Below are 25,913 nucleotides of genomic sequence, written 5' to 3' on the forward strand. Positions count from 1 at the left end.
GTGAACGGCCGGCCGGGTCGCGGGGTGCCGCCGCCTGGTCGAGGGCGAGGGATGTGAACGGGCCGGGTCCGGTTGGGTCAGTGGCGGTGGTGGTTGTCGGGTTGTGCGGGGTCGCCGGGGTGTTCGAGGCCCGGCACCAGTCGCAGCCGGTGGGCGCGGGCGTGGTCGAGCCAGCGTACGAACGCCACCCTGCGCGCGGAGTCGAGAAGGCCGTCGGCGGGTGCGTCCCGGTCCGGGGCGGGGTCGTGACAGGCGACGAGGGTGGCGGTCCAAGGGCCGGCGGTCACCGTCCGGCCCGGTGCGGCGGCGGCCAGGGCCTCGGCCAGGGCGACGGGCAGCGAACCCGGTTCGGCGTCGAACTCGCCGTCCGGGGTGCGTAGCCGCCATGTCGGTCCGGCGGGCGGTCGCGCGGTGGCCTCCCGGTACGCGGCTACCTCAGACGCCGAGACGGTGACGCCGGCGGTGACGGCCTCGTAGACGGCCCGGACGGCGGCGCTGCCCTCGTAGGCCGCCGCAACGATCGACCCCAGCTCAACAGCCGCCCGCTGATCGAGCCGTACCGCAGGGGCGTTGGCGGGCTGGCCGGGCCGTGCCGCGAGCGCGTCGGTGGGGGACCGGTCGGGGCGGGGTGGTGGGGGCTTGTCCAGGGGCAGTCCGCGGGCTGTGGCCTCGGCGGCGCACAGGTGCTCGGTCAGCACCACCTGGGCCACCCAGCGCGTGAGCTGCCGGTCCTCGGCCGTGCCCGGTGCCGGAAGCGCCGCGGACCTCGGGCCGGCCCGCAGGGCTGCGAGCCGCCGGTCCAGCTCGAAGCGGGGGAGCGGGCAGCCGTCGAGCCACCCGAGCACCGGCCCCACACCGGCCGCCACCGGCTCGCCGGTGACGGGCGCATGGGCGAAGTCCGGATGGCCGGCCTCATGCGCGGAGGTCTCAGAATCGCACCGGGGATGGTCGGGGCGGGGGGAGCGGGTCACGGGGTCACCAGCAGTTCGACGGTCGGCGCGTACTGGCAGCGGCCGAACCACATGACCTTGCCCAGGGCCCATGCGGAGCCGGAGGCGGCGTCGCGGGGTGCCGACACCTCGAACTCGGCGACCGTGCGCTCGCCGGCCGCCAGGACGAACCCGCGGACCGGGGCGGCGATCAGGTCCCACGTGCCCCAGGGCGAGACGACCTGCAGCTCGCCCCGGATCTCGCCGTTCGTGCGGTTGTGCAGCGCCAGCCCCAGCACGGCCCGCCCGCCGGGAGCGACGCGCACCGACGGCGTGGTCACCTCCACCGACAGCCCGGTGTCGCGGCCGGGACGGTCCTTGCTGCCCTGCGCGGCCACCCACTCCTCCGGGATCTCACCGGGCACGGGCAGCACGCCGGGCAGGTCGCCGACGGCGACGGTGACCACGTCCTCGACGGTCTGGCCGTCGTGCCGGATCCGGGCGGCGACGAAGTACAGGCCGGGCCCGACGCCCGGGGGAGGGGTCACCGTGACCGGGAACCGTACGTGCCCGCCCGCCGCCAGCCGGTACGGGCGCCGCGTCACACCGGCCGTCCAGCCGTCGGGGACGAGGATCTCCACGGCTCCTTCCACGTCGGCGTCGAGCAGGTGCGAGGAGAGCACCACGGACAGCTCGGCGGGCTCGCCCCCGGTCCGCACCAGGCCCGGCGACGCCGTGACGCTCACCGGCAGGTAGCCCATCGGCGCCGGCCCCCGGTTGTGCAGCCAGTACCGCGCATGCACCGGCTGAGCCGCCTCGGCCACCGGCCCCAGCACCGCACCGCCGCGCGGCGACCCACCCGCAGGCCCGAGCACCGCACCGCCGCGGGCCGAGCCTTTCGGCGGCAGCGCGGGTCCGGTCGGCAGGGAGGGCAGGCCGATCACGGTGGCGACCTCGGCGCCGGTCAGCGCGACGGCCCCCTCGACGGGTCCGCGCCGCCGTTCGAGCAGGTCGGCGCGGTGCGTCTCGCGGAGGGTGAGCGCACCGGAAAGGACGGCGTCGCGGCCGAGCCCGGTGGACTCCATCAGCCGCACGGTCACCCCTGCGGCCGGGTCCGCCGCGGCGGCCGACCCGTGCGCGGTCGGGTTGCCGGTCGGCTTGAGGGTGCCGACCAGCACTTCGCGGGCGGGCTCGACCTTCAGGTACGACCGGGTCGGCGGCAGCGGGCCCCCGTGCGGTTCGGCGATCACGGCGTACAGCGGATGGTTGAACTCCTGCCCCCGGGCGGGCAGCGTCAGCGTGCGCCAGTCGCCCTCGCCGGAGACCAGCGCATAACGGAACTCGTGGGTCCAGTGCATGAGCTGGAAGCCCGCTCCGTCGGGCAGCGTACGGCGGGGCGGGTCGATCCACACCCCGGACGGCCACCCGGTGCACGAGCGCATCAGCGACAGGTGCAGCGTGCCGGCCGGATCGACGGCGAACCCCGGCAGGCCGTAGGTGAGCAGCGCGACGGTGTGGCCGGTGAGCAGCTCGGACTCCGGGACCTCGCCGGGGCAGGCGGAGATCACGCGGGCGTCGGCGAGGTCGGCGGTCAGCGCGGCGGGATCGGTGGTGACCAGGGCGGGCAGCGCCCGCAGGTCACGCAGGTCCGCGTTGGGCCGCCAGACCTCGCGCAGCGGCCGGGCGGCGGGCACCCAGACGCGCCCGTCCCGCTCCAGGACCTCGGCATAGGCAGGGCCCGCGCGTTCCAGCAGCTCGCGCACCGCGTCGTTCTCCCGCGGGCCGCCGACCATGACGCGGAAGTCGGGCAGGTTGGAGTCGACGTCGAGCCAGCCGTACCTGGACCAGTCCGCCCCGGCCGTGGTCGCGGTGACCCCGGCCCTGACCAGCGCCACCAGCAGGTCGCGCACGCCGGCGGCGTCGTCCGGGCCGGGCACGACCACCTCCGCCACGCCGAGCGCCCGCTCGCCCAGCGGCCGGCCGTCCGGGCCGGCGAGGGCGACGCGGGCGGTGGAGCCCAGGCCGAACCAGGTGTTGGCGGGGTTGTCGAGGGTCCACGGCGCCTCGGCGGCGTCCACGTCGGGCAGGGCGAACCCGCGTCCGACCACGGCCCCGGCCACCTCGCTCACCGGCAGCGCGCCGGGCAGGTCGGCGGGGAAGCTGAGCCGCAGCAGCCGGTCCGCGCCGCGGTAGTCCAGGACGCGGGTGGTCAGGTCCACGTGGTCCACGCCGTCCCAGAGGGTGACGGTCTGCTCGTAGCCGATGCCGTCCACCGTGCCGGTGATCACCAGGCGCTCGCCGAGCGGGCAGGTCTCGCGCCGCACCTCGGCCGCGCCCTGCGCCGCGCCGACGACCGGGCCCTTGGGCACCAGGTGCCAGGGGCCCTCGCCGAAGTCGGGATGGGCGGGGTACTCCTCGTAGACCCGCAGCTCGTTGCCGACGCAGCCGGGCCGGAGCAGCTCGCGCCCCGCCTTCTTGTCCAGGACGGCCGACAGGCAGCCGCCGCGGCCGGGGTCGGCTGTGACGCGGTAATGGGCGTTCTCGACGGTCACGCCGGGCGCGGAGATCCATGCGGTCGCCGCACCGGGCCGGGACGATCCCGGCAGGAGACGCCAGGTGCGCCACCCGGTGGCGGGCACGTCCTCGGCCAGGAAACGCAGGGTCCCCCGGTCCACGACGCACGGCACCTCCACGCCGGCGTCGTCGAGCACCCGTCCGCCGTCGAGCCCGGCGGGCAGCCGTACGGCCACCGGCGCCGACCGGTCGAACGACAACGTGTTCGCGACGACGACGGCGACGCCTTCGCCGCCGGTGTCCACGCGCGCGACGAGCGAGGCGAGCGACACGTCGCGCACCGCGCCGGCCAGGTCGTACGCCTCGCGCCAGCCGGACAACAGGTCCAGGTAGACCTGGTCGGACTCGCTGCCGGTGATCGCGTCGTGGTGTGCCCCGTAGGCCAGCTGCCGCCACACCTTGTCCAGCGCGGCCTCGGGGTAGGTCCCGAGCCCTTCGAGCGCGGCCAGGGTGGCCAGCTTCTCCGCGTCCACGGCGGCCACCTCGCCCGCCCGCTGCGCCTGCTTGGTGTCGATGTAGGAGACGTCCTTGCCGGTGTAGACCGGGTTCATGTCGCGGGTCTGCGGGCTGGGACGGCGTCCGGCGGCCGCCAGCTCGGCCCGGACCGCGTCGAGGAAGTCGCGCGGGGTGGCGCAGACGAAGCGCGGCCAGACGTAGCGGGCGTTCCAGGAACGGTGGATCTCGGTGACCCACTTGTTGGGCGGGGTGTAGTCAGTGCCCACGGGCAGCAGCAGGTTCCGCGTCGCCCCGACCGGCTTGAGCTTGCGGTACAGCTCGTACACGGCGTGCTCGGCGCTCGCCAGGTCGGCGGCGGAGTCCATCCACCAGCCGGCCGAGTAGTGGTGCGGCATGAAGTGCGTCAGCACGCCGAGCCCCGACGGGGCGATCCACTCGAACTCGCTCGGGAACTGCATCACCCGGGCGTCGTCCTTGGCCTCGCCGAAGTTCTTCTGGATCGGCCCCCACTGGTGGAAGGGCCCGCGCGCCCACGCGCTGCCGGTCAGCCCCGCCGCGGCGAGGTATCCGGGGAACTGCGGGTCGTGCCCGAACGCGTCGAGCTGCCACGCCGTCGCCGGGTCCCCGCCGAGGATGTCGCGCTGGTAGCCGATGCCGTACACGATGTTCCTGATCGTGACCTCGGCGCCGGTGAGGTTGGTGTTGGGCTCGTTGTACGTCCCCCCGACCAGCTCGACCTGCCCGCGCTCCATCAGCAGCCGCAGGTCGGCCCGGCGCTCGGGACGGACGTCGAAGTACGGCTTGAGATAGTCGATCTCGGCCAGCACGAACTTGTAGACGGGGTCGCGCAGCGCCAGGTCCAGGTGCGCCTCCACCAGCGCGAACCCGTTGCGCTCCCACAGCGGGCGGGTGGTGGCGTCCCCGGACAGCAGCTCCCACGGCGAGGTGTAGGCCGCCTGCGTGTTCCACCACACCGGGTCGTAGTGGAAGTGGGAGACCAGGAACATCGTCCAGCCGGGCTCGGCCACGACCACCACGGCCTCGGCCCGCGCGCCGCCCGCCGTCACCACGACCGGCAGCTCGGCCCCCGGGACCGGGTCGGCGATCTCCAGCGGGACCTCGACCTCGCCCGCGCCCTCCGCCTCCCCGGACACGCCCGGGCCGGTGACGGCGACCCGGGCCGGCGGGCCGTCGAGCGTCACGCGCAGCAGCTGGCGCGGGGCGTCCTCGGTGCCCGTGAACAGGTCCGTGGACTCCACGGAGACGATGGCGACTGACACGGTCTTCCCTTCAGGAAATCGATGATCACGCGGTCGGCCCGCCGTTCACTCCGGGGTGAGGACGGTGCCGATGCGCCGGGTCGCGAGGTGGGCGGGGTCGGCGGCGCGGTCGCCGGCGACGATGGCCACGGGCCCGGACCGGCGCAGCCGGACCCATGCGGCGTGGAAGGCGCTGCCCGGCGCGACCTCGGCCCGGCGTCCGGGCTCGGTCCGCAGGTCCACGTCGCACCGCAGGGCCGGACGGCTCGCCTCGGCACGGCCGCGGCGCTCGCCGATGATCGCGGCGAGCTCCTTGGCCGCCGGCTTGGGACGGTGGTCCACGGTGAACAGGCCCAGCTCGTACTCCCGCTCGGGGAAGTCGGAGAGGGAACGGTCCAGGTCGTGGGAGCACCACCAGGTGACACCCCACAGGGCGGGGTTGACGGTCACCGCGTCGAGCGTGCGGCGGACGAACTCGGCGGTCGCGGCCTCGGGCACGTCCGGCCTGGGCACCCCGATCTCCTGCAGCCAGACGGGCCTGGCCGGGTCGAGCGAGGTGGCCGCGGCCAGCTCGACCAGGTAGTCGGCGTGCGAGACGGTGGCCGGGCCGAGCGGGCCGTCGATCGCGGAGACGCCGTTGAACACCCAGGAGTGCACCGTGGTCAGGTCGCCCAGGTCCACGTTGTCGGCGGGGTGGAAGGGGTGCTTCGGGTCGTACCAGGTGGCGTCGTACAGGGAGTGGAGGGCGAGCAGGCCGGGCGCGGCCGCACGCACGACGTCGATCAGCTCGGCGGCCCACGCCGTGGACGCCTCTGGGGTGGTGGCGTTGCTGGGGTAGAGGTTGTTGACCTCGTTGCCGAGCGTGACGGCGAACACGTTGCCGCGGGTGGCGACGGCGCGGGCGAGCCGGTCGGCGTAGGCGGCGATGGCGTCGCGCGCGCCGCGGTCGGTGAACAGGCTGCGCCGGTGCCAGGTGAGCACCCAGGAGGGCAGGAAGTCGAAGCTGGACAGGTGCCCCTGGAGCAGGTCCACGGCGACGGACAGGCCGAACTCGGCCGCGACGTCGATCACCGCCAGCAGGTCCGCCACGCCGCGCTGCCGGACCAGCCCCGGGTTGGGCTGGATCCACGGCCAGATCGGGAACACGCGCACGTGGTCCAGGCCGATCGAGGCCAGGTCCTCGAAGTCGCGGCGGACCGCGTCGAGCGACAGGTCGAGCCAGCTGTGGAACCAGCCGGCGGAGGGCACGTAGTTGGCGCCGTGGCGAAGGGGGTCGAGCAGGGGCACGCGTCCTCCGGGGGTCGTACGATCTCCCGGCGGAGCCTAAAGCGATTTAGTCGCCCTGCCAAGCCCCCGGAGCCGCCGTGCTCTCCCGGACCGTCAGCCGGGGGGTCTCGGTCTTGACGTCCTTGCGCTGTTCAGGGTCGGCGATGACCTCCAGCATCACCTCGGCCAGCCGCTTGCCGAAGGCGAAGGTGTCGCGGGAGAGCGCGGTGATCGCGGGGTGGGTGATCCGCGTGAGCACCGAGTCGTCGAAGGCCACGATGGACAGGTCGTCGGGCACCTTCACCCCCATCTCGCCGGCCACCCCCAGCCCGGCCAGGGCCATCACGTCGCTGTCGTAGACGATGGCGGTGGGCCGGCGGGGCCGCGACAGCAGCGCGCGCGTCGCGGCGGCGCCCTCGGAGTCGCTGAAGTCGGTGTGCACCGACACCGCCTCCTCCAGGGCCAGCCGCCCCGCCCGGTCGCGCAGCGCGCGGGCGCGCCGCTGGGTGTGCCGGAACGCCGGCAGGCCCGCGACGTGCGCGATCCTGCGGTGACCGAGCGCGGCCAGGTAGTCCACGATCGACAACATGGCCTCCCGGTCGTCGGCCCAGACGCTCGACAACGACCCGTGCCGGCCCGGCCCGCCCAGGACGACGGCGGGCACGCCCAGCTCCTCCAGCACCGCGATGCGCGGGTCGCGGACCATGAGGTCCACCATGACGAAGCCGTCGACCCGGTGGGCGGAGGTCCACTCGCGGTAGATCTCCATCTCGGCCTCGGCGTCCTCCACGATCAGCAGTTGCAGCGCGACGGCCTGGGCCGACAGCCCCGACTGCAGGCCGGACAGTAACTGGGCGAAGAACGGCTCCACGCCGAGTGCGCTGGCGGGGCGGGCGATGACCAGGCCCACCGCCTCCGCGCGCGCCCCGCCCAGGGCCCGGGCGGCGCTGTGCGGACGCCAGTTCATCTCCTTGGCGACCTGCAGGATTCGCGCGCGGGTGGCCTCTCCGACCCCCGGGCGGCCGTTGAGCGCGAAGGACACCGCGCCCTTGGAAACCCCGACCCGCTCGGCGATGTCGGTGATCGTCGGTCGGCGCACCACTGCTCCTTCACGAATTCGTCTCAGCTATTGACACACGAGTCTAGCCAGGTGAATAGTCCCGCAACTAGAGCGATTTAGTAACCAAGGAGAGCGCCATGCGTAGGTACTGGACGGGCCCGGCGGTGGCAGCCGTCATGGTCGTCTCGGGCTGCGGCCTCGGCGGGTCCGCCGAGCCGGGAGCCGCCGCCCCGACCGCGGCGGCCACGGGAGAGGTGAAGGGCACTGTCAGCCTCCAGACGTGGGCCCTGAAGCCCAAGTTCACGGCGTACGTCGAGGGCGTCATCGCCGCCTTCGAGAAGAAGTACCCCGGCACGAAGGTCGAATGGCTCGACCAGCCGGCGGACGCCTACTCCGAGAAGGTACTGAACCAGGCCGCCTCCGGAACACTCCCCGACGTCACCAACCTGCCCCCGGACTTCGCCAGGCCCCTGGTCCAGCAGGGCATGCTGCTCGACGTCGCCGCCGCCGACCCCAAGCTCGCCGACGAGTACGTCGCGGGCGGCATCGACGCCTACACCTTCCGCGGCTACCCCGGCACCTACGGTTACCCCTGGTACCTCAACACCGACGTCAACTACTGGAACTCCGAGTTGATGAAGAAGAACGGACTCGACGCGGCCAAGCCGCCGACGACGTTCGACGAGCTGGTCGAGCAGGCCAGGACGTACAAGGAGAAGTCCGGCGGCAAGACCTACCTGATGAGCCGCCGCCCCGAGCTGGGCGACCTGGCGCAGGCGGGCGTGAAACTGCTGTCCGACGACGGCAAGAGCTTCGTCTTCAACACCCCCGAGGCCGTCGCGGTGATCGAGAAGTACCGGGCCGCCTTCAAGGAGGGCTTACTGCCGCGCGACGTGCTGACCGACACCTACGCGGGCAACGCCAAGCTGTTCAACGAGGGCACCGTGGCCTGGACGACGGCCGGCGCCAACCACATCATCGCCGTCAAGACCGACAACCCCTCGCTCGCGCCCAAGGTCGTGCCCTCGACCGCGATGGGCACCCCGCCGCTGTACGTGCAGGGCCTGTCGGTGTCGAAGAAGAGCAAGAACCCGGCCGCGGCGATCGCGCTGGCCCGCTGGGTGACCAGCGCCGAGAACCAGGCGGCGTTCGCGCACGAGGTCAGCGTCTTCCCCAGCACCAAGGCCTCGGCCGGCGACCCGTTCTTCACCCGGAGCGACGGCACCAACGCCGGCGACGCCAAGGTCATCGCCTTCAAGTCGCTGGCCAGCGCCAAGGTGCTGCAGCCGGTCGAGGTGACCGAGGCGATGAGCAAGTTCATCCGCCAGCAGATCGCCCTCGCGCTCAACGGCGAGGTCTCCGCCAAGGAGGCGCTGGACGCCGCGGTCGCCAAGTGCAACGAGCTGCTCAACCAGTGATCACCCCCGCGATCCCCGCACAGGGCGCCCTCCGCCGCCGGCTCACCCCCTGGCTGCTGGTGGCGCCCGCCGCGTTGTGGCTGCTCGTCTTCAACGTCTGGCCCTCGCTGAACACGCTGGTGCTGGCCTTCACCAACGCCAAGCCGCTCAGCGGCGGGCACTTCACCGGGCTGGCCAACTTCGGCCGCATGCTCGACGACGACCAGCTCGGCGACGCGCTGCTCAACAGCGTCGTGTTCATGCTGGTCTGCCTGCCGGTGCTCACCCTGCTGCCGCTGCTGCTGGCGATCCTGGTGGAGAAGAAGATCCCCGGCATCACGTTCTTCCGCACCGCCTTCTACACGCCGGTCGTCGCCTCCGCCGTCGTGGTCGCGCTGATCTGGAGCTGGCTGCTGAGCGACCGGGGCCTGATCAACGGGCTCATGCAGGCGATGGGCGTGCTGCAGGGGCCGCTGCCGTTCCTGACCGACCGGTGGCTGCTGGTCCTCAGCGCCATCACCCTGACGGTGTGGAAGGGGCTGGGCTACTACATGATCATCTACCTGTCGGCGCTCGGGAACGTGCGGCGCGAACTGCACGAGGCCGCGGCCGTGGACGGGGCGGGGGCCGTGCGCCGGTTCTGGAGCGTGACGGTGCCCGGCGTGCGCAACACGATGTTGCTGGTGTCGGTGCTGGTCTCGGTGTCGGCCCTGCGCGTGTTCTCCGAGCTGTTCGTGCTGTCCAACGGCACCGGCGGTCCGGGCGGGCGGGCGATGTCGCTGGTCATGCTGATCCAGATGTACAGCCGCGGCTTCTACGGCCACTTCGGCTACGCCTCGGCGCTGAGCATCCTGCTCTTCGTCATCACGATCGGCCCGATGCTCCTGCTGACCCGGCTCAATAGGAAGGCGGACTGACATGGCCGCTATGAAGGCGAGCCCGCGACCCGCCGCCGCGGTGGCCCGCCCGGGGCGGCACGGCGGCCGCCGCCGGGGCCGGGGCGGGTTCGGCGCCACCAGGCCGGGGGAGCTGGTCCTGCGGTACGCGCTGCTGCTGCTCGTCCTGGCGATCACCATCCTGCCGTTCCTGTGGCAGTTGTCCACCTCGCTGAAGGGCCCGTTCGAGGACGTCTTCGCACAGACCCCCAGCTTCGTCCCGCACCAGCCGACGCTGGAGAACTACGCGCGCGTCGCGGACACCATCCCCGTGTGGACGTACGCGCTCAACTCGGTGATCGTGGCGGTCATCGTGGTGGGCGGCAACGCGGTCGGCGCGACGCTGGCCGGGTTCGCGCTGGCCAGGCTGGAGTTCCGGGGCGCCAAGCTGCTCCTGGTGCTGTTCCTGTCCACGCTCGTGCTGCCGGGCGAGGTGACGATCGTCTCCCAGTACGTCACCGTGCGCGGCATGGGCCTGGCCGACACGCTGCTCGGCGTGGCGCTGCCCGGCGCGATCGGCATGCTGAACGTGCTGCTGATGCGCACCGCCTTCCAGGCCATCCCCAAGGAGATGGACGAGGCGGCGGTCATCGACGGGGCGACCCCCTGGCAGCGGCTCGTCCGGCTCGGGCTGCCGAACGTGCGCGGCATGCTGAGCGTGATCACGATCTTCGCGTTCATCGGCGCATGGGACGACTTCCTGTGGCCGCTCATCGTGCTCAACGACCCGAAGAACTTCACGCTGACCGTCGGACTGCAGTACCTCAACGGCACGTTCAGCGCCAACCCCCGTCTCATCGCCGCTGGGACAATGATCTCCTTCCTGCCCATCGTGCTCCTGTTCGCCTCGCTGCAGCGCTTCTTCTTCCGGGGCGTCGCCGAGGGCGCGATCAAGGGCTGAGCCGGTTCCGAGAACGAGGAGTCTCTCTCCATGCATGACGACCGCACCCTGGTCGAAGCCCGCCTCAAGCGCGTGCTGGACGAACGTCTGCGCCCGGCCGTCTATCCCGAGTCCGTGCCGATGGACGTGCGCGTCTGGACCGCGCCGGGCGAGCCCGTACCCGTCGCCGAAGGGCTGGCGGCCCCGACCGAGCCGATCGCGGTCGGCGCGGCCTGGGGCGCGCCGTGGGCGACGAGCTGGTTCACGGTGACCGGCACCGTCCCGCCCGCCTGGGCGGGCCGGACCGTCGAGGCGGTGCTCGACCTCGGCTTCGACGAGAACATGCCCGGCTTCCAGTGCGAGGGCCTGGTCTACCTGCCCGACGGCACGCCCGTGAAGGGGCTCAACCCGCGTAACCAGTGGGTGCGCGTCGGCGCGCCGGTGGCCGGCGGCGAGCAGGTCGAGCTGCGGATCGAGGCGGCCTCCAACCCGGTCGTGCTGGACTACAAGCCGTTCGTGCCCACGTTGCTCGGCGACAAGGAGACGGCGGGCAGCGAGCCGCAGTACCGGCTGGCGCGCATGGACCTGGCCGTGTTCGACGAGACGGTGTGGAACCTGATCCTCGACCTGGAGGTGGCCGGGGAGCTGATGCACGAGCTGCCCGCCGACAGCGGCCGCCGCGCGGAGCTCACCCGGGCCATCGACCGCGCCCTGGACGCGGTCGACCTCCAGGACGTCAACGCCACCGCCGGGGCGGCCCGCGCCGAGCTGGCCGGCGTGCTGTCCGCGCCCGCCGTGCCCTCGGCGCACCGGATCAGCGCGGTCGGGCACGCCCACATCGACTCGGCCTGGCTCTGGCCGCTGCGCGAGACCGTCCGCAAGGTCGCCCGTACCGCCTCCAACATGACGGCGCTGCTGGCCGACGAGCCGGAGTTCGTGTTCGCGATGTCGCAGGCCCAGCAGTGGGCGTGGATCAAGGAGCACCGGCCCGAGGTGTGGGCCAAGGTGACCAAGGCCGTGGCGGCCGGGCGGTTCGTCCCGACCGGCGGCATGTGGGTGGAGTCCGACACGAACATGCCCGGCTCCGAGGCCATGGCCCGCCAGTTCGTGCACGGCAAACGCTTCTTCATCGACGAGTTCGGCGTCGACAACGAGGAGGTGTGGCTGCCCGACACGTTCGGGTTCGCGGCCGGGCTGCCGCAGATCATCAAGGCGGCGGGCTCGAAGCGGCTGCTCACGCAGAAGATCTCGTGGAGCCGGACGAACACGTTCCCGCACCACACGTTCCTGTGGGAGGGCATCGACGGGACGCGGGTGTTCACGCACTTCCCGCCGGTCGACACCTACAACTGCTCGATGAACGGCCGGGAGATCGCGCACGCGGCCCGCAACTTCAAGGACAAAGGCGTCGCCCGGCACTCGCTGGCCCCCACCGGCTGGGGCGACGGCGGCGGCGGCACCACCCGCGAGATGGTGGCCAAGGCCGCCCGGCTGCGCGACCTGGAGGGCTCGGCCACCGTCACCTGGGAGACCCCCGCCGCCTTCTTCACCAAGGCCGAGGCCGAGTATCCCGACCCGCCGGTCTGGGTGGGCGAGCTCTACCTGGAGCTGCACCGCGCCACGCTGACCAGCCAGGCCAAGACCAAGCAGGGCAACCGGCGCAGCGAGTCGCTGTTGCGCGAGGCCGAGCTGTGGGCCGCCACGGCCGCCGTGCGGGCCGGCGCGCCCTACCCGTACGAGCAGCTCGACCGCATCTGGAAGACGGTGCTGCTGCACCAGTTCCACGACATCCTGCCCGGCTCGTCGATCGCCTGGGTGCACCGCGAGGCCAGGGCCACCTACGCGGCGCTGGCCGAGGAGCTGACCGGCCTGATCGACGACGCCCAGCGGGCCCTGGCCGGGGACGGCCCCCACGAGCTGGTCTTCAACGCGGCCCCGCACGCCCGCAACGGCGTGCCGGCCGGCGGCGCGGCCCCGGCCGTACCGGGGGCTCCGACGAGCAGGGAACCCCGCGAGGGCGGCGGCTTCGTGCTGCACAACGGCCTGCTCCGGGTCGAGGTGGACGGCCGCGGCCTGATCGTCTCCGCCTACGACCTGCGGGCCCGGCGCGAGACCCTGCCCCCCGGCCAGGCCGCCAACCTGCTCCAGCTGCACCAGGACTTCCCCAACATGTGGGACGCCTGGGACGTGGACGAGTTCTACCGCAACACCGTCGCCGACCTCACCGCCGCCGACGAGGTGACGGCCGGCGAGCGGCCCGGCTCGGTCCGCGTCACCCGCTCGTTCGGCGGGTCGTCCGTCACGCAGGTGATCTCGCTGGACGGGCGGCGGGTCGACATCGCCACCGAGGTCGACTGGCACGAGACGGAGAAGTTCCTCAAACTGGCCTTCCCCCTCGACGTGCGCGCCGAGCGCTACGCCTCCGAGAGCCAGTACGGCCACGCCTACCGCGCCACCCACACCAACACGAGCTGGGAGGCGGCCAAGTTCGAGGCGTGCAACCACAAGTTCGTGCACCTGGAGGAGCCCGGCTGGGGCGTGGCCGTGGTCAACGACTCCACCTACGGCCACGACGTGACCCGGACCGTGCGCGCGGACGGCGGCACCACCACGACCCTGCGGGTGTCGCTGCTGCGCGCCCCCCGCTTCCCCGACCCCGAGACCGACCAGGGCAGGCACACCTTCCGGCACGCGCTGCTGCCCGGCGCGACGATCGGCGACGCGGTGCGCGAGGGCTGGTTCCTCAACCTGCCCGAGCGGGTGCTGTCCGGCGCCGCCGAGGTAGAACCGCTGGTCACGGTGGACGACGACGCGGTCGTGATCACCGCCGTCAAGCTGGCCGACGACGGCAGCGGCGACGTCGTGGTGCGCTTCCACGAGTCGCGCGGCGGCCGGGCGGCGGCCACGCTCACGGCCGGCTTCCCCGTCACCTCGGTGACCGTGACCGACCTGCTGGAGCGCCCGCTGGCCGAGCCCGAGCGGCCCGGCCGGTCGATCCCGGTGACGTTGCGGCCGTTCGAGCTGGTCACCCTGCGGCTCGGCCGCTGACCGCACGTTCCCGATGAGGGGCGCCCGTCCCGGGCGCCCCTCACGTGCGTTCAGGGCGGAGGCGTCAGGGGGTGTAGACGGCGGAGCTGCCGTACAGCTTGCTGGTGAAGGCCGAGATGTAGGAGGCGGTGTTCGCCGAGGTGAGGTTGTAGGTGAGGAAGACGCCGTACCCCTCGCTGACCGTACGGCGGGCCAGGGAGGCGGCGGTGGACGAGCTGGTGCCGGTGAACGACACGGCGGCCGGCGACAGGCGGGACCTGGAGGTCGGGCCGTTCGGCACGGACCAGGTGCCGTACCAGGGGTTCCAGGCGTAGTCGAAGGTGTTGTTGATGCTGACGCCGTTGTAGGACAGGCGGTCGGCGGCCGGGCCGATGTCGTACAGCGTGATGAGCTTGTTCGGCAGCTTCTGGCGCAGGGCCTGGACCAGGTAGACGAAGGAGAAGTCGTTCGGCTGGCCGGTGCCGTTCCTGCCGTACTCGACGTACTCGTCGTCGAAGTCGATGCCGTCGAGCCCGTACGTCGTCACCACGTCGGCCAGTTCCTGGGCGAACGCGTCGGCGGCCTGCCGGGACGGGAAGTTCGCGAAGCCGGCGCCCTGGTGGTTGCCGAGGATCGACAGCAGGACCTTGATGCCCTTCTGCTGCAGCGGGCGGACCTCGGTCGCCACGTTGTCGAGCACCCGCTGCACGTTCTCGTTGCAGTGGAGGTAGGCCTTGGTGCCGTCGTAGTTGATGTTGGCGGCGAAGATGACCGCGATGTCGAACACCTGCGCGCCGCCTCGGGCGAGCGTGTACTTCGCGACGTTGGTCATGCTCTCGCTGTTGACCTCGATGTAGACCACCGAGAGCGGGCCGGTCTTGGCGGCCGCGCGGCGCTCGGCGTGTGCCGCGGTGGGTAACGCGGCACCTGCGGCGGTCGCGGCCAGCGCTGCCAGCAGGGTCCTTCTGCGCATGAGCGGTGAACTCACGATCGACTCCTCAGGGCATGGGGGATGATTTGCTATATCGGTTAAGTCCAGTCCACTCGTTCTCGCGAGGCTGCATGGGGGCTGGAGATAAAACGGTATAGCGCCTCGATCATCGGCAGCCCGGGGCCCGCTGTCAAGGTGTCCGCGGCGCGGAAAGACGTCGCGCGCGCCGGAGATCTCTCCGGTGGTAGTGTTCCGTATATCCAAATATTTAGATGTATGGAGCAGTGATGACGAAGGTGCTGATTGTCGGTGCCGGCGCGCTGGGGCAGGTCTTCGGGGCGTGGCTGGCCGCGGGCGGGGCCCGGGTCAGCTATCTCGTCCGGCCGGGCCGGGAGGGCTGGGAAGGGGCTCCGGTGTACCGGCTCAGGCGGGGGCGGGCGCCGGTGACCGAGCGGATCACGCCGTACGAGGTGCGCAGCGAGCCGCCCCGCGAACAGTGGGACATGGTGTGGCTCTGCGTGGACTCCCCGGCGCTGCGCGGCGACTGGACGGGCGCGCTGCGTGCGGTGACCGGCACGGCGACGGTGGTCACCATCGGCCAGGACCCGGGCGATCTGCGCACCCTGGCCGGCGTCTGGCCGCAGGAGCAGATCGTCCAGGTGACCCCGACGCTGCTGGCCTACCAGGCGCCGCTGGAGCGCGAGGTCCCCGCGCCGGGGGTGGCGTACTGGGTGCCGCCCGGTACGGCGACGGGCGTCACCGGAGCGCGCGCCCCGCAGGTCGTCGCCGCGCTGCGGGCCGGCGGCGTGCGGGCCAGGCGGGTGACGCGGGCCGGCACGGGAGAGCTGACCGCCGCCCGGATGATCCCCTACATCGCCGCGCTGGAGTCCTCCGGCTGGCGGCTGCCCGCGTCCGGCCCGCGGTTGCGAGGGGCAGCCGCGGCCGTCCGGGAGGCCGTCGCGGTGGTCCGCGCCCAGCACGGGCTGCGCGCTCCCGTCCCCGTTCCGTCCTGGGCCGTGGGCCTGGCGTTGCGCGTGCTGCCCCGGCTGCTCCCGTTCGACCTGCGCCGCTACCTGGAGACCCACTTCACGAAGGTGAGCGCGCAGACCCGCCTGATGCTGGACGGCTGGATCGCCGAAGGGTCCACCAGGGCGCTGCCGGTCGGCCGCCTGTCCGCCGTGCGCGACTCGCTGCCCGCATGAGCGGCTCGATCGAGGCCCGGGACGTCCTCGCGCTGTTCGCCCGGACCCGGCCGCTGTTCACCGCCCTCGGGGACGAGCGCAGGCAGGAGATCGTCGTCCACCTGCTGGAGTCCGCGGCCCCGCGCAGCGTCGGCGACATCGCCGCGCACCTGGAGCTGTCCCAGCCCGCCACCTCCCACCACCTCAAGATCCTGCGCGACGCGGGTCTGCTGACGGTACGGCGCAAGGGCACCCTGCGCCTGTACGACCTCGACGCCGACGCCTATCCGGAGCTGCTGACCCCCATGCGCGACCTCATCACGTTGATCATCTCGTGCGCCTCCGGCCCCGGCGAGCAGCCGGACGGTCAGTAGCGGCCGGCAACCGCCCGCGCGCCTTCCCGTCCCGGTCTGTCACATCGGGAGCGGCTGTCCCGTCCTCGCAGTGCTGTCCATCCAGCTGAGGAGGTCTCCGTGACACACCCCCACGGGCGACGGGCGAAGGAGCAGGGGCGATGAAGGTACTGCTGGCCGGGGCGACCGGCGCGATCGGGATTCCGCTGCTGTCGGCGCTGGCCGCGGCGGGGCACGAGGTGGTCGCCGTCGTCCGCGATCCCGCCAGACGGCGGCTCGTCACCGACCGCGGCGCGCACGCCGTCGTCGCCGACGTGCTCGACCGGGACGCGCTGCTGCGCGCGCTCGACGGGCACGCCGCCGACGTCGTCATGCACCAGGCCACGGCGCTGCGCGGCGCCTCGCGCAGACTGCGCCCCGACGACCCCACCCTCGCCCTGCGCGACCGCGGGACCGCGCACCTGCTGGACGCCGCGCGGGCCGTCGGCGCGCGCCGGTTCGTCACCCAGTCGCTGATCACCGGGTACGGCTACCGCGACCACGGCGACCGCGTGCTGACCGAGGACGACGAGTTCGGCGTGCACGTCGGCACCGTCGCCGACCTGGTGACCGACTCCAGCGTGGCGACCGAGAGCCAGGTGTTCGCCGCCGAGGGCATCGAGGGCATCGCCCTGCGCTACGGCATGTTCTACGGCAGGAACGCCTTCAGCGACCTGTTCGCCGACCTGATGCGCAAACGGGCGCCCGTGCTGCCGCGCGGCCGGACGGGCACCACCTCCTTCGTCCACGTGGACGACGCCGCGGCGGCCGCGGTCGCGGCCATGGAACGCGGCGCCGCGGGGCAGGCGTACAACATCGTGGACGACCGGCCGATGAGCTGGCGCGACTTCCTGACCGCGGTCGCCCGCGCGCACGGCACGCCGCGTCCCGTCGTGATCCCGAGATGGCTGGTCAGGCTGACCGTGCCGTACCTGGGCTGCCTGCTGATGGACACCACGATGCGGGTCTCGCACGCCAAGGCCACCCGCGACCTGGGCTGGACCCCGGTGCACCCGAGCGTTCCCGACGGACTGGAGGACATGCGATGACGAACGGCTACAGCAGGCCGGCCAGGATCTTCGTCCAGGCGGCCGTGGCGGTCGGCGCGCTGACGATGCTGGGCTTCGGCGTGTGGATGCGCCTCGACCCGGCGGGGTTCGCGGTCTTCGCCCGCTTCCCCAATCACGTGCACTTCCTGCACGACGCCGGGGTCTTCCAGATCGGCATCGGGCTGATGATGCTGAGCGCGCTGGTGTGGCGCGACGTGCTGTCGGTCGTGCTGGTCGGGTTCCTCGTCGCCAACACGCTGCACGTGGTGAACCATGCGGCCGACCTGGACCTCGGCGGCAATCCGGACAACTGGTGGCAGCTCGCCCTCCTCTCGCTGCTGACGCTGGCCGGCCTCGTGGTGCACCGCAGGCAGCTCAGCCGCCGGTCACGGGCGCAGAGGTAGGTCATGGGCGGTGGGTGTCCGATAGCTTGCGACAATCCGCGTGACATGACATGAGGAGTGTTCAGCGTGACATCCGAGACGAACCCGGCGGCTGACTCCAGCGAGTGGGAGGCCGCGCTGGCCGCTGCGTTCGAGATCCTGCTCGGTGGAGGGCCGGCCGTGGACCCTGCCGCCAGGTACGGCGTGTACTACGCCTCGGCCACCTTCGACGAGTTCCTGTTCCCGAACGACTGGGCCACCGCCGACGCCCTGTCGGGCCGCGAGGCGGGGCACCTCCCGGATCCGGATGGTGCACACCCCTTCTCGCCCTGGACGTGGCGGTTCGACCTGGGCGGGTCGTTGTTCTGGTTCGACCCCGATCTGCTGGCGGGAACAGGGTCGTGGGGCGAGGACGGGCACAAGGGCCCCCGGCCGTTCGGCGACGCCTTCGTGACCGACCTGCGGGCCGTGTCCGCGGTCGACGAAGCCGATGAAGCCGGTGAGGTGCTGGTGCGCGGCGCGCAGTTGGGGCCGCTCCTGAGCCGCCACGGCGTCGATCTGACCGGCGGGGAGTGCGAGAAACTGAACGGCTGGCTGACCGTGCTGCTGCGTGTCGCCACCGACGGCACCCTCACCGACGCGATGCGGGCCGCCACGTTCACGGAACGTGGCCCCGGCCACCTGGTGTCCGTCTCCGACCTGCGGTACGCCCGCTCCGCCGTGCAGCCCTGGGAAGGGCGGCTGGGCGCGGTCACGCATTCCGCGCTCCGCGACCATCTGCGCATGCTCTGTCTCGCCAAGGACGACGCGCGCAGCCAAGGGTGGGACCAGCCGGAATCACGCTGACGACCTAGGCAGGTCATATCACCTGACTCATATAAAAATGACAACTAGGCATTGCTGATATCTCAACCCACTCGTACTGTGATCCCAGTCGCTCCGTAGAACGAAGGAGATCCAGTGCCCCCCAGTCACGATCCTCGACCGGCCGGCTGGCGAGTCGGCGCCGACATCGGCGGCACCTTCACCGACGTCATCGCGCTGGGGCCGGACGGCGAGGTCGTCCCCATGAAGGTGCTGTCCACCCCGCCCGACTACGGCGCCGGCGTGGTGGCGGCGACCACCGGCGTGCTCTCCCTGGCCGGGGCCCGGCCCGAGGCCGTGGTCGCGATGCTGCACGGCACGACCGTCGCCACCAACGCGATCCTGTCGATGAACGGCGTGCGCACCGCGGTGGTCACCACCCGCGGCTTCCGCGACGTGCTGGAGATCGGGCGGCTGCGCCGGCCGGTGCTCTACGACCTGTCATGGTCCAAGCCCGAACCCCTCGCCCGGCGACGCGACCGGCACGAACTCGACCAGCGGATCACGGCCGACGGCCGGCTCGCCCCACCGGCCGGCGAGGACGAGATCCGCGCCCTGGCCGGACGCCTGCGCGCGGACGGCATCGAAGCGGTGGCCGTGTGCCTGATCAACTCCTACGTACGCCCGGACGAGGAACGGCGGGTCGCCGCGCTGCTGCGAGCCGAACTGCCCGGCGTGTACGTCACGGCGTCGGTCGACGTCTCCCCACAGCCGCACGAGTTCGAACGCACGAGCACCGCCACGGTCAACGCCTACGTCGGCCCCACCGTGCACGGATACCTCACCCGGCTCGAAGCGGGGCTGCGCTCGGCGAAGGTGCGCGCGCCCCTGCTGGTCATGCAGTCCAGCGGCGGACTGCTCGACGCGGCCTCCGTCGCGCGACGGCCGGTGCAGATCATCGAGTCCGGTCCGGCGGCCGGCGTGACCGCCGTGCAGAAGCTCGCCCAGTTGATGGGCCTGTCCACGGTGGTCGCGTTCGACATGGGCGGGACCACGGCGAAGGCGTCCCTGATCGAGCACGGTGAGCCGTTCGTCTCGGCCGACTACGAGGTCGGCGGCGGCATGAACGGCGCCCGCGGTCTCAGTTCCGGCGCCGGGTACCCGGTGCGGGCGCCGTCGATCGACATCGCCGAGGTCGGCTCCGGCGGCGGCAGCGTCATCTCCGTCGACGCGGCGGGCGCCCTGCACGTGGGGCCCGTCAGCGCCGGCTCGCGTCCCGGGCCCGCCTGCTACGGCCAGGGCGGCGAGCTGCCGACCCTGACCGACGCCAACGTGACGCTCGGCTACCTCAGCCCCGACGCGCTGGCCGGCGGCCGGGTGGCGATCCACCCCGAGCTGGCCGCGAAGGCGTTGTCGGCGGTGGCCGAGCAGCTCGGCGACGACGTGGCGGGCGCCGCGCGCGGCGCGTACCAGGTGGCCGTGTCGAGCATGACGACCGCGGTCAAGGCGGTGACCAGCGAACGAGGGCGTGACCCGCGGGAGGCCACCATGGTCGCCTTCGGCGGCGCGGGCCCCCTGTATGCCGCCGCGCTGGCCCGCGAGCTGGGGATCTCGACCGTGATCGTGCCCGTGCATCCGGGACTGTTCAGCAGCCTGGGCCTGCTCGTGGCCGACACCGAACGCCAGGAGCTCACCCCGTACCGGGCCGGCCTCGCCGACGTGGGCGCGCTCGCCGCGGAGTTCGCGCGGCTGTCCGCCCTCGTACGCGACCAGCTGGGCGCCGACGCCGTCGTGGACCGGCTCCTGGACATGCGCTACCGCGGCCAGCGATTCGAGCTGCGGATCCGGGTGCCCGACGGCGACCTCACCGAGGACCTGCTCGCCGAGACGCGGTCCCGCTTCCACGCCGAGCACCGGCGCACCTACGGCCGGGCCGGCACGGACGAGCTGGTGGAGCTGGTCAACCTCCGGGTACGCGGCCGGCTCCCCACCCCGGTGTCCATCGCGGACGTGCTGAGCCTGCCCCTCGCCCCCGGCGGCGAGCCCGCCGTCCGCGCGTGCCGGTTCGACCGGACCATGCCCACGCCCGTCGTGGGCCGGTCGGATCTCGGCCCGGAACCGGTCGAGGGACCGATGGTCGTCGAGGACATGGACGCCACCACCCTCGTCCCGCCCGGCGCCCGGGTGCACCTCGACCGGCTCAACAACATCGTCATCACCTGGAGCGCCTCATGATCCGCGACGCCGTGACCTTCGAGGTCTTCCGCAACGCCGTCACCGGGATCGCCGACGAGATGGCGATCACGATCCTGCGCACGGCTCACTCGCAGCTCGTGGCGTCCAGCATGGACTTCTCCGCCGCCCTGTGCGACGCGCACGGCCGGGTGATCGCCCAGGCCAACACCCTGCCGGTGCACCTCGGGTCCATCCCGGACGCGATGGAGGCGATCCTCGACGAGTTCGGCGACCGGATCCGTCCGGGAGACGTCTACCTGCTCAACGACCCGTCCCTGGGCGGCATGCACCTGCCCGACATCTTCGCGGTCGCCCCGGTGTTCGCCGGAGCGGACCTCCTGGGCTTCGCGGTCACGGTCGTCAACCACACCGACGTCGGCGGGTGGGCCGCCGGTTCGATGGCCGTGCAGTCGACCAGCATCTTCGCCGAAGGCGTGCAGATCCCGCCGTCGTGCCTCGTCGAGGCCGGCACGGTGAACGAGACGTTCCTGCGGCTGATCCTGCGCAACGTCCGCGAGCCCGAGCTGCTGCGCGGCGACCTCGAATCGCAGCTCGCGGCCTGCCACACCGGGGCCGAGGGGCTGCGCGCGCTCGCGGCGCGGCACGGCGTCCACGGGCTCGCCGCCCTCGTCGACGAGTTGCTCGACTACTCCGAGACCCTGCTGCGCGCCGCGCTCGCCGAGGCCGTCCCGGGCGCCTACGAGTTCCTCGACCACATCGACGACGACGGCCTCGGGTCCGGGCCGATCCCGATCCGGGTCAAGGTCACGCTGTCCGGGTCGGGGATCGAGCTCGACTTCACCGGCTCCTCGCCGCAGGTGGACTCCGCGCTCAACGCGACGGCCTCCTTCACCCGCTCCGCCGCCTACGCCGCCCTGCAGGGCGTGCTCGCCTCCGACATCCCGGCCAACAGCGGCTTCTACCGGCCGTTCAGTTTCGTCATCCCGGAAGCCTCCATCCTCAACGGCCGGCGGCCGGCCGCGCGCGGCGCCCGCGGGCTCGTCGGCTTCCGGATCATCGACGCCGTCCTCGGGGCGCTCGCCCCGGTGTTCCCCGCCCGGGTGCCGGCCGCCGGGGAAGGCGGGCCCGACGGGATCGCGATCGGCCTCGTCGGGCCGGACGGGGAGTCCATGGTGTTGTGGGACCCGCTGGCGGGGGCGTGGGGCGCGCGTCCCGACCGCGACGGCGTCGACGGGATCAGCTCCCTGGGCGCGAACCTGACCAACACGCCGGTCGAGGAGCTGGAACGCTCCGGCCACCTCCGCATCGACGGTTACGGCTACCTCCCCGACAGTGGCGGAGCGGGCCGCTGGCGCGGTGGCCTGGCGACCTTCCGCGACATGACGCTGCTGGCGGCCGAGGCCAAGGTGCAGATCAGGTCCGACCGGCGCAGGTTCCTGCCGTACGGGCTGGCCGGCGGCGCACCGGGAACCCCCTCGCTCAACGTGCTCGACCCCGGCGGTCCCGGTGAACGGGTGCTGGAGTCCAAACCGCACTTCGAGATGACCGCGGGAACCCGCCACCGGCACGTGACCGCCGGCGGCGGCGGGCACGGCGTCCCCTTCGAACGTATCCCCGAACTGGTCCTCGAAGACGTCCTCGACGGCAAGGTGACCCACGAGGGAGCCGAACGGGACTACGGCGTCGTGATCACCGCGGACGGCGTGATCGACAGGGACGCCACCGCCAGGCTGCGAGGCCGGGCGCGCTGAAGCCGCTGCACACCCCCCACACCGATTGGAACCCCCCATGAGTTCACCCGTCGCGACACCACCGAGCACCGTCTCACCGCGCACCTGGCGCAAGGTGGGCGTCCGGATCATGCCCCTGGTCGGCCTCGCCTACGTGGCGAGTTACATCGACCGCGCCAACGTCGGTTACATCGCCGCGCCCATGTCCCGTGACCTGGGCCTCGGCAGCGGCCAGATCGGCCTGGCCGCCGGGCTGTTCTTCATCGGCTACGTCCTGTTCGAAGTGCCGAGCAACATGATGCTCAGCCGGTTCGGCGCGCGGAAGTGGATCGCCCGCATCATGATCACGTGGGGGCTGGTCACGGCGGCGACCGCGGCCGTGAACTCCCCGGCCACGCTGTTCGCCGCGCGGCTCCTGCTCGGGTTCGCCGAAGCCGGTCTGGCCGCCGGGATCCTGCTCTACCTGACGTTCTGGTTCCCGCGCCGCCAGCGTTCCTGGGCGCTGTCGGCCTTCATCGTGATGATCCCGCTGTCCTCGATCATCGGCTCTCCGCTGGCCGCCGCGCTGCTGGAGTGGGGCCAGAGCCTGTTCGGCGTCGCGGGCTGGCGGGCGCTGTTCCTCGTCGAGGGCATCCTGACGGTCGTCGTCAGTGTCCTGATCTTCGTCTTCCTGCCGAACCGCCCGGCCGACGCGCGCTGGCTCGACGACGAGGAGAAGGCCGCCATCGAGAACCTCCTGGCCGCCGAAGCCGCCGAACAGCGCGCCCGCGGGGCGCTCACCGGGCTGCGCCAGGCGCTGACCAGCGGCCGGGTGTGGGCGATGGCCGTGACGTGGTTCGCGATCGCGTTCGGGCTCTACCCGCTGCAGTTCTTCCTGCCCACGATGATCAGGTCCATCACGCAGAGCGTCGGCGACTCCGCCGACGTCAGCAGCGTGCTGCTGTCCGCGATCCCCTACGTGGTGGCCGCGGTCGCCCTGCTGACCTGGGCTCGCCTCGCCGCGCGCTGGACGGCGGTCACGGCCACGGCCGTACCGATGGCCCTCGGCGCGGCGGGGCTGCTGCTGGCGACCTTCACCAGCAGCGGCACGCTGTTCGTGCTCGCCGTCTGCCTGAGCGTCGCCGGGATCATCACCGCGATGCCGCAGTTCTGGCGGATCCCGGCGATCGGCCTGACCGAGGCGGCCGCCGCCTCCGGCATCGCCCTGATCAACTCCGTCAGCAACGTCAGCGGATTCATCGGTCCGTACTTCACCGGGACGATCGCGTCCGCGACCGGCAGCTTCACCTACGCGCTGCTGGCCATCGCGATCATCATGGTCGCCGGGCTGGCCGTCCTGCTCACCGCGGGACGCCGGATGGAGCGGCTGGACGGGAGCCTGTCATGACCGCCGCCGACCGGCAGGGAGGCAGGGCGTGAACGCCGCGCTGCTGAACCGGCTCCGCGCCGAGCTCGACGGACGCCGGGCGACCACCGGGCTGCGCCGCGACCTCGTGGTCTCGGGCGCCCAGGGGCCGGCGCTCGGCGTGGCGGGGGAGTGGCTGGTCAACTTCGCCTCCAACGACTACCTCGGGCTCGCCGGCGACCCGGAGGTCCTGGACGCGGCCCGGCGGGCGCTGCGCGAGACGGGGCTCGGGGTGGCGGCGGGCCGAGTGCTCTGCGGCACCCGGGCCGTCCACGGCGAGCTGGAGGCGGGCATCGCCGAGCTGGTCGGCGCCGAGGACGCCGTGCTCCACAACTCCTGCTTCGACGCGAACCTCGGCCTCTTCGACGCCCTGCTCGGCCCGCAGGACGTCGTCCTCAGCGACGCGCTCAACCACGCCAGCCTGATCGACGGCATCCGCCTCACGCGGGCCCGGCGGCGCGTCTTCGCCCACGCCGACCTCGACGAGCTCGAACGCCACCTCGCCGAGTCCGCCGGCGCGCGGCACCGCCTCATCGTCACCGACGGCGTCTTCAGCATGGACGGCGACGTCGCCGCGCTGCCCCGGCTCTGCGAGCTGGCCGAACGCCACGACGCGGTGCTCGTGGTGGACGACTCGCACGCCACGGGGGTGCTGGGCCCGACCGGCGGAGGCACCCCCGAGCACTTCGGGCTGAAGGGACGCGTCGACGTGCTGACGGGGACGCTCGGCAAGGCACTGGGCGGCGCGGCCGGCGGCTTCGTCGCGGGCGACCGCGCGCTGGTCGAGACGCTGCGCCAGGTCTCGCGGCCCTACATCTTCACCAACGCCATGGCCCCCGCGCTGGCCGCGGCGGCGCTGGCGGCGATCCGCATCGCACGGCGGCGTCCGGATCTGCGGGAACGCCTGGCCGCCAACACCGCCTGGCTGCGCCGGGCGTTGCGCGACCTCGGCTACGAGGTGCCGCCAGGGGAGCATCCGATCATCCCCGTGATGCTGCGCGGCGGCACGCTGGCCCGCGACGTGGCGGCGGCGCTGCGCCGCGAGGGCGTCCTCGCCTTCGCGCTCTCCCACCCGGTCGTCCCGGCCGGCGAGGAGCGGATCAGGGTGCAGGTCTCGGCCGCGCACACCGCCGGCCAGCTCGAACGGGCCGCAGCCGCCTTCGGCCGCGCGCGTGCCGTCCTGGCCGGCTCATGAGCACGGCCGACGGACTGCGGGCGCCGACCAGCGCCGACGGCAGTGAGCTGGCGGGCCGGGTCGCGATCGTGACCGGCGGGGCCAGTGGCATGGGCCTGGCCGCGGCCCACGCGCTGGCCCGCCGCGGCGCGACCGTCGCCGTGTTCGACCTGGCCGCGCCCGGCCCCGCCGAGCTGGCGGCGACGCTGGCCGTGCCGGCGGACCGCGTCCGGTCGCTCGCGGTGGACGTCACGGACGGCGACCAGGTCCAAAGGGCGTTCGCCGCGCTGCTGGAGGAGCGGTCGCGGCTCGACATCCTGGTCAACGCCGCGGGCGTCGCACCGCCGACCCCGTTCGAGGAGATCACCCGGGCCGAGTGGAACCAGGTGCTGGCGGTCAACGTGCTCGGGACGGTCCTGTGCTGCCAGCAGGCGCTTCCCGCGATGCGCGCCCGAGGCTGGGGCCGCATCGTCAACTTCTCCTCCACCGCCGGCAAGACCATCAGCACCGCGGGCGGCGCCCACTACACGACGGCGAAGCACGGCGTCCTCGGGCTCACCCGGCACCTGGCGAAGGACTGCGGCCCCGACGGCATCACGGTGAACGCCGTCTGCCCGGGGCTCATCGACACCCCGATGGCCCGCGCGCTGCTGCCCGGAGAGGCACTCGAACACGCCACCCGGTCGTTCCCGGTGCCCCGCGCCGGGCAGCCCTGGGAGGTCGCCGAGCTCGTCGCCTTCCTCGCCTCGGACCGCGCCGCGTACATCACCGGGGCGGCCATCGACATCAACGGCGGCGACCTGATCGTCTGACGCGGCGCCGCCGAACACCCGCAACCAGCACCCCACGAGAAGGTGAGCTATCTGTGAGCACAGGGACAGTCAG

The 25,913-nt window shown here is 72.7% G+C and carries 19 protein-coding genes; 14 read left to right on the forward strand and 5 right to left on the reverse strand.

All coding sequences use genetic code 11. The features are described from left to right. Positions 1–77: 77 nt before the first annotated feature. The 4 genes from AB0J76_RS13300 to AB0J76_RS13315 are packed head-to-tail and all read right to left on the reverse strand — an operon-like array spanning position 78 to position 7,583. Positions 78–971 carry a hypothetical protein gene (locus AB0J76_RS13300; RefSeq protein ID WP_352330822.1) on the reverse strand — a complete coding sequence of 298 codons (894 nt, stop codon included), beginning with the start codon at positions 969–971 and terminating at the stop codon, positions 78–80. Next, entirely contained in the window at positions 968–5,239 is a 4,272-nt protein-coding gene (locus AB0J76_RS13305; RefSeq protein WP_364389505.1) for an NEW3 domain-containing protein, read from the reverse strand. The genes AB0J76_RS13300 and AB0J76_RS13305 overlap by 4 nt, the downstream gene beginning before the upstream one ends. 45 nt (positions 5,240–5,284) lie before the next feature. Then, complete coding sequence (locus tag AB0J76_RS13310) at positions 5,285–6,505, reverse strand: glycosyl hydrolase (protein WP_352325020.1); 1,221 nt, start codon at positions 6,503–6,505, stop codon at positions 5,285–5,287. Positions 6,506–6,551: 46 nt separating this feature from the next. Then, complete coding sequence (locus AB0J76_RS13315) at positions 6,552–7,583, reverse strand: LacI family DNA-binding transcriptional regulator (RefSeq protein ID WP_352325018.1); 1,032 nt, start codon at positions 7,581–7,583, stop codon at positions 6,552–6,554. Positions 7,584–7,681: 98 nt separating this feature from the next. On the opposite strand from AB0J76_RS13315, the gene AB0J76_RS13320 reads away from it, so the two are divergent. Genes AB0J76_RS13320 through AB0J76_RS13335 form a run of 4 tightly spaced genes read left to right on the forward strand, consistent with a single transcriptional unit; the run spans position 7,682 to position 13,804 of the window. Next, positions 7,682–8,962: a sugar ABC transporter substrate-binding protein gene (locus AB0J76_RS13320; protein ID WP_352325017.1), complete on the forward strand. Its 1,281-nt coding sequence runs from the start codon at positions 7,682–7,684 to the stop codon at positions 8,960–8,962. Further along, positions 8,959–9,858 (forward strand): sugar ABC transporter permease, encoded by a 900-nt coding sequence (locus AB0J76_RS13325; RefSeq protein WP_352325015.1) that lies wholly within the window; start codon positions 8,959–8,961, stop codon positions 9,856–9,858. The genes AB0J76_RS13320 and AB0J76_RS13325 overlap by 4 nt, the downstream gene beginning before the upstream one ends. Before the next feature lies 1 nt (position 9,859). Beyond that, entirely contained in the window at positions 9,860–10,777 is a 918-nt protein-coding gene (locus AB0J76_RS13330; RefSeq protein ID WP_352325014.1) for a carbohydrate ABC transporter permease, read from the forward strand. A 30-nt stretch (positions 10,778–10,807) separates the two neighbouring features. Continuing rightward, positions 10,808–13,804, forward strand: coding sequence for a glycoside hydrolase family 38 C-terminal domain-containing protein (locus AB0J76_RS13335; RefSeq protein WP_352325013.1), 2,997 nt, complete (start codon positions 10,808–10,810; stop codon positions 13,802–13,804). Positions 13,805–13,868: 64 nt separating this feature from the next. Here the strand turns inward: AB0J76_RS13335 and AB0J76_RS13340 are convergent, their stop codons facing one another. Continuing rightward, positions 13,869–14,771 carry an endo-beta-N-acetylglucosaminidase H gene (locus tag AB0J76_RS13340; RefSeq protein WP_352325011.1) on the reverse strand — a complete coding sequence of 301 codons (903 nt, stop codon included), beginning with the start codon at positions 14,769–14,771 and terminating at the stop codon, positions 13,869–13,871. A gap of 230 nt (positions 14,772–15,001) precedes the next feature. On the opposite strand from AB0J76_RS13340, the gene AB0J76_RS13345 reads away from it, so the two are divergent. The 10 genes from AB0J76_RS13345 (at position 15,002) to AB0J76_RS13390 (ending at position 25,840) form a co-directional block, all read left to right on the forward strand. Continuing rightward, the gene (locus AB0J76_RS13345) at positions 15,002–15,916 is read left to right on the forward strand and encodes a 2-dehydropantoate 2-reductase N-terminal domain-containing protein (RefSeq protein ID WP_352325010.1); all 915 of its coding nucleotides are present in this window, start codon (positions 15,002–15,004) and stop codon (positions 15,914–15,916) included. Next, a complete protein-coding gene (locus tag AB0J76_RS13350; RefSeq protein ID WP_352325009.1) occupies positions 15,913–16,269 on the forward strand; it encodes a metalloregulator ArsR/SmtB family transcription factor in 357 nt (118 codons plus the stop codon). Before AB0J76_RS13345 ends, AB0J76_RS13350 begins: the two co-directional genes overlap by 4 nt. 140 nt (positions 16,270–16,409) lie before the next feature. Next, on the forward strand, positions 16,410–17,336 hold the full coding sequence (locus AB0J76_RS13355; RefSeq protein WP_352325007.1) for an NAD(P)-dependent oxidoreductase: 927 nt from the start codon (positions 16,410–16,412) through the stop codon (positions 17,334–17,336). Then, the gene (locus AB0J76_RS13360) at positions 17,333–17,740 is read left to right on the forward strand and encodes a hypothetical protein (RefSeq protein ID WP_352325006.1); all 408 of its coding nucleotides are present in this window, start codon (positions 17,333–17,335) and stop codon (positions 17,738–17,740) included. The genes AB0J76_RS13355 and AB0J76_RS13360 overlap by 4 nt, the downstream gene beginning before the upstream one ends. A 66-nt stretch (positions 17,741–17,806) precedes the next feature. Beyond that, the gene (locus tag AB0J76_RS13365; protein ID WP_352325005.1) at positions 17,807–18,565 is read left to right on the forward strand and encodes a hypothetical protein; all 759 of its coding nucleotides are present in this window, start codon (positions 17,807–17,809) and stop codon (positions 18,563–18,565) included. Between the two features lie 114 nt (positions 18,566–18,679). Further along, positions 18,680–20,758, forward strand: coding sequence for a hydantoinase/oxoprolinase family protein (locus AB0J76_RS13370; RefSeq protein ID WP_352325004.1), 2,079 nt, complete (start codon positions 18,680–18,682; stop codon positions 20,756–20,758). Further along, entirely contained in the window at positions 20,755–22,470 is a 1,716-nt protein-coding gene (locus AB0J76_RS13375) for a hydantoinase B/oxoprolinase family protein (RefSeq protein WP_352325003.1), read from the forward strand. The genes AB0J76_RS13370 and AB0J76_RS13375 overlap by 4 nt, the downstream gene beginning before the upstream one ends. 37 nt (positions 22,471–22,507) lie before the next feature. Continuing rightward, positions 22,508–23,836 carry an MFS transporter gene (locus AB0J76_RS13380; protein WP_352325002.1) on the forward strand — a complete coding sequence of 443 codons (1,329 nt, stop codon included), beginning with the start codon at positions 22,508–22,510 and terminating at the stop codon, positions 23,834–23,836. 28 nt (positions 23,837–23,864) lie between these two features. Next, positions 23,865–25,049 (forward strand): glycine C-acetyltransferase, encoded by a 1,185-nt coding sequence (locus AB0J76_RS13385; RefSeq protein ID WP_364389511.1) that lies wholly within the window; start codon positions 23,865–23,867, stop codon positions 25,047–25,049. Beyond that, positions 25,046–25,840: an SDR family NAD(P)-dependent oxidoreductase gene (locus tag AB0J76_RS13390; RefSeq protein WP_364389513.1), complete on the forward strand. Its 795-nt coding sequence runs from the start codon at positions 25,046–25,048 to the stop codon at positions 25,838–25,840. The genes AB0J76_RS13385 and AB0J76_RS13390 overlap by 4 nt, the downstream gene beginning before the upstream one ends. Positions 25,841–25,913 lie beyond the last annotated feature (73 nt).

The sequence above is a fragment of the Nonomuraea sp. NPDC049624 genome, from assembly GCF_040675255.1.
Taxonomy (GTDB): domain Bacteria; phylum Actinomycetota; class Actinomycetes; order Streptosporangiales; family Streptosporangiaceae; genus Nonomuraea.

What these genes read in the sequence shown, in the direction of transcription:
- AB0J76_RS13380 (WP_352325002.1), top strand. Translation starts at nt 22,508, where the DNA reads ATGAGTTCACCCGTCGCGACACCACCGAGCACCGTCTCACCGCGCACC.
- AB0J76_RS13345 (WP_352325010.1), top strand. Translation starts at nt 15,002, where the DNA reads ATGACGAAGGTGCTGATTGTCGGTGCCGGCGCGCTGGGGCAGGTCTTC.
- AB0J76_RS13360 (WP_352325006.1), top strand. Translation starts at nt 17,333, where the DNA reads ATGACGAACGGCTACAGCAGGCCGGCCAGGATCTTCGTCCAGGCGGCC.
- AB0J76_RS13375 (WP_352325003.1), top strand. Translation starts at nt 20,755, where the DNA reads ATGATCCGCGACGCCGTGACCTTCGAGGTCTTCCGCAACGCCGTCACC.
- AB0J76_RS13355 (WP_352325007.1), top strand. Translation starts at nt 16,410, where the DNA reads ATGAAGGTACTGCTGGCCGGGGCGACCGGCGCGATCGGGATTCCGCTG.
- AB0J76_RS13390 (WP_364389513.1), top strand. Translation starts at nt 25,046, where the DNA reads ATGAGCACGGCCGACGGACTGCGGGCGCCGACCAGCGCCGACGGCAGT.
- AB0J76_RS13330 (WP_352325014.1), top strand. Translation starts at nt 9,860, where the DNA reads ATGGCCGCTATGAAGGCGAGCCCGCGACCCGCCGCCGCGGTGGCCCGC.
- AB0J76_RS13320 (WP_352325017.1), top strand. Translation starts at nt 7,682, where the DNA reads ATGCGTAGGTACTGGACGGGCCCGGCGGTGGCAGCCGTCATGGTCGTC.
- AB0J76_RS13350 (WP_352325009.1), top strand. Translation starts at nt 15,913, where the DNA reads ATGAGCGGCTCGATCGAGGCCCGGGACGTCCTCGCGCTGTTCGCCCGG.
- AB0J76_RS13335 (WP_352325013.1), top strand. Translation starts at nt 10,808, where the DNA reads ATGCATGACGACCGCACCCTGGTCGAAGCCCGCCTCAAGCGCGTGCTG.